The sequence below is a fragment of the Marinobacter sp. genome, from assembly GCF_014859525.1.
Taxonomy (GTDB): domain Bacteria; phylum Pseudomonadota; class Gammaproteobacteria; order Pseudomonadales; family Oleiphilaceae; genus Marinobacter.
Window position 1 is genome coordinate 1 of record NZ_JACUUB010000143.1, and the last position, 3,584, is coordinate 3,584.

The window sequence follows — 3,584 nt, forward strand, 5'->3', positions numbered from 1 at the left end:
AACTTTAATCGTGGATTCTTTGTACATCCGTGAACATTGGTGAGTACGCCGTCATGAAAGTTAAAGAGTTGGCCACCGCCGCCGGGGTGAACCCCGATACCGTGCGGTTCTACACCCGGGAGGGTCTGTTACAGCCCACCCGCAACCCGGATAACAACTACCAGCAGTACGATTCCGAAGATCTGCGCCGGTTGCGGTTTGCCCGTAAAGCACGCCAGCTGGGGTTTTCGTTGCCGGAGATTCGGCAGATTCTGGCCCGGGCGGATGATCAGCATTCGCCCTGCCCGATGGTTCGGGACGTATTTCAGCAGCGGTTGGTGGTGGTTGAACGGGAGATTGCGGAGTTGCAGCAGTTGCGCAAGCGGATGGTTTCGGCGCTAGCCGCCTGGCAGGAGATGCCGGACAGAACGCCGGATGGGCATACTATTTGTCGATTGATTGAGCATTGGGACGATCCCTCTGCCGAGTCTTGTCGCGAGGAATCAGAACATGAGTGATGCACCTGAGTTGAAACCCGCACTATCGATTTCGGGGGCGTCGTGTCAGGGCTGTGCGAAGAAGATTCGTACTGCGCTGGAGCCCTTGACCGGCAGTTCCGAGCTGGTTGGAGTGGATATCGAGGCACAAACAGTGGCGTTGCCTGACGGAGTGGATCTGGCCGAGGCGGCGCGGGTGGTGACGGAGGCGGGGTATCCGGCGGAGCCTGTGGTAACGTCGGAGCCGGCATCGTGCTGTGCTTCGCAGAAGGCTTCGTCCTGCGGTAGCCCATCCGACAATACCGATGCACCGGCCAAGCCGGCCATAGAACACGCGCAAGCTTCCGAAGCAGCGGACGATGAGCAGGTTGCGCTGTCGGTTTCCGGGGCCACCTGTGCATCCTGTGTTGCCAGTATCGAGAAAGCATTGATGTCGGTGCCTGGGGTAACCCATGCTCATATGAACCTGGCGGATAACACGGCCACGGCCAGCGGCAAAGCGGAGCCGGATGCACTGATTAAAGCGGTGGAAAGTGCCGGTTACGGTGCCAGTGTGCTTGAAGATACAGAGGCAGCCGATGACCGCCGGCAGGAGCAGGATAAAAAACGGTACCAGGTGTTGCTGGTAAAGATGGCGATCAGTCTTGGGCTGGGCGTTGTTCTGATGATCTGGGGCATGGGTTTTGACACCATGATGGTGACCGAAGCCAATCAAGTTACCTGGTTTAACTTTGGCATTCTAACGCTGGGTGTCATGATCGCCACCGGCGGGCACTTCTTTACCGGAGCCTGGAAGGCATTCAGACATCACAACGCCAATATGGATACGTTGATCGCGCTGGGTACCGGTACCGCCTGGCTGTATTCCATCGTGGTGGTCAGTGTACCGACCTTGCTGCCGGAGATGGCCCGGCATGTTTACTTTGAAGCCTCTGCCATGATCATTGGCCTGATCAATTTGGGCCAGGCACTGGAATTAAGGGCCAAGGGAAAAACTTCGGAGGCCGTTCGCCGGCTGCTGGATTTGCGAGCGAAAACAGCCCGGGTGATTCGTCATGGCGAGGAACAGGATATCCCGGTTGACCAGGTTCAGAAGGGTGATCATGTTCGTGTTCGCCCCGGAGAGAAGTTGCCGGTCGATGGCGTGATTGTCGAGGGCAGCACACGGATTGATGAAAGCATGCTGACCGGTGAGCCCATGCCGGTCAGTAAAGGTAATGGTGATGAAGTCTCGGCCGGCACTCTGAACACCCACGGGTCCATTATTTATGAGGCCACTCGCGTAGGCAGCGAGACCGCACTGGCGCAGATCATCAAACTGGTCAGGAAAGCCCAGGGCTCCAAGCCCGCCATTGGTCGACTGGCCGACAGGATTTCGTCGGTGTTCGTGCCCACTGTCATGCTGATTGCCATTGCCGCGGCGCTGGTCTGGTACAACGTAGGGCCAGAGCCGGCGGTGGTACACATGATGGTGGCAGCCACCACCGTATTGATCATTGCCTGCCCCTGCGCTCTGGGCCTGGCCACGCCCATGTCGGTGATGGTCGGCGTCGGCAAGGCCGCGGAATATGGCGCCTTGATCCGCCAGGGTGATGCCCTGCAAACCGCAGGCAAGATTGATCTGGTCATTCTGGACAAAACCGGCACCATCACCGAGGGCCACCCCACCGTCACTCGCGTGCAGGCCATCGATGGCAACGAAGCCGCCCTGCTGGCACTGGCGGCCGGGCTGGAACAGCATTCCGAGCATCCACTGGCCGAAGCCGTGCTGAACAAAGCCGAACAGGATGCCGTCACGCCAGAAAGAATCACCGGTTTTGAAGCCCTCAATGGCCAAGGTGTGCAAGGCGAGTTTGACGGTCAACCAATACGATTGGGTAATCGGCGCTGGCTCGAATCCGAAGGTATCGCCATAGCCAGCCTGGAAGCAGCGGCAAAAGCCATTACCGATGAGGCCGGCACTCCGTTGTTCCTGGCCCTGGGAACTGAGGCCCTCGGCGTGATCGGGGTTGCCGATGCCATCAAGCCAGACTCCCGAGCGGCCATTGGGCGCCTGCACAAAGCAGGCATCAAAGTGATGATGGTTACCGGAGACGTCGACGCCACCGCCAAAGCCATCTCTGCCAGCGCCGGTATTGATGACTACCGGGCCGAAGTGTTACCAAAAGATAAAGCCGAAGTGGTCAGTGAAATGCGAGGCAAAGGTTATACGGTGGCCATGGTGGGCGATGGCATCAACGATGCCCCGGCCCTGGCCGCCGCTGATGTCGGCTTTGCCATCGGTACCGGCACCGACGTCGCCATCGAAAGCGCCGCCATTACCCTGATGCGAGGTTCCCTGCATGGGGTTCCGGATGCCATTGAAATCTCTCGGGCAACGGTATCCAACATCAAACAGAACCTGTTTGGTGCGTTTATCTACAACACAATGGGTATTCCCGTGGCGGCGGGGCTGCTCTACCCTGTATGGGGCATCTTGATGAGTCCGATTCTGGCCGGCGCGGCCATGTCGCTGTCGTCGGTGACGGTGGTCTCCAACGCCAATCGCCTTCGCCTGTTTAAAACCAGCCACAAAACGGCGCAGCAAGAGGAGCGGAACTGATGGAAACATTTCTGGTCAACGCAACAGGACTGGCTCTGATGGCCGCGGTGATCTGGTGGTTCTGGCTGCCCGGTAAGAGCACCGGAACAAAAGACTGACTCTATTCACAACTGCACTACCGAGGTAAACGCCATGAAAAAACACACCCTGGCACTTGGCCTGGTGGCCGCTTTGGGCTTCAGCACCACCGCTCTGGCAGGCGGCGCAGCCCATAGTGTCCATGTCTACAAATCACCGACCTGTGGCTGTTGCGATGACTGGATTGACCACATGAAAGAAAACGGCTTTGACGTGACCGCCACCAACACCGACAACATGGGCAAAATCAAAGCTGATGCCGGATTGATTCCCGGCCTGGGCAGTTGTCACACGGCTTTTGTCGGTGATTACGTGATTGAAGGCCATGTGCCGGCCAACGACATTAAACGGCTCCTCAGCGAAGCACCCAAGGCCACAGGCTTGAGTGTCCCAGGCATGCCTATGGGCTCACCCGGTATGGAAATGGG

3 protein-coding genes are annotated in these 3,584 nt (G+C 58.2%); all 3 read left to right on the forward strand.

Annotated elements, in window-relative coordinates; all coding sequences use genetic code 11:
- Positions 1 to 53: 53 nt before the first annotated feature.
- A complete protein-coding gene (locus IBX51_RS14715; protein WP_291832066.1) occupies positions 54 to 497 on the forward strand; it encodes a MerR family transcriptional regulator in 444 nt (147 codons plus the stop codon).
- Positions 490 to 3,078 (forward strand): heavy metal translocating P-type ATPase, encoded by a 2,589-nt coding sequence (locus IBX51_RS14720; protein ID WP_291832067.1) that lies wholly within the window; start codon positions 490 to 492, stop codon positions 3,076 to 3,078. The genes IBX51_RS14715 and IBX51_RS14720 overlap by 8 nt, the downstream gene beginning before the upstream one ends.
- A gap of 132 nt (positions 3,079 to 3,210) precedes the next feature.
- Positions 3,211 to 3,584: DUF411 domain-containing protein (locus tag IBX51_RS14725; RefSeq protein ID WP_291832068.1), on the forward strand; the 374-nt coding region annotated here is incomplete at its 3' end.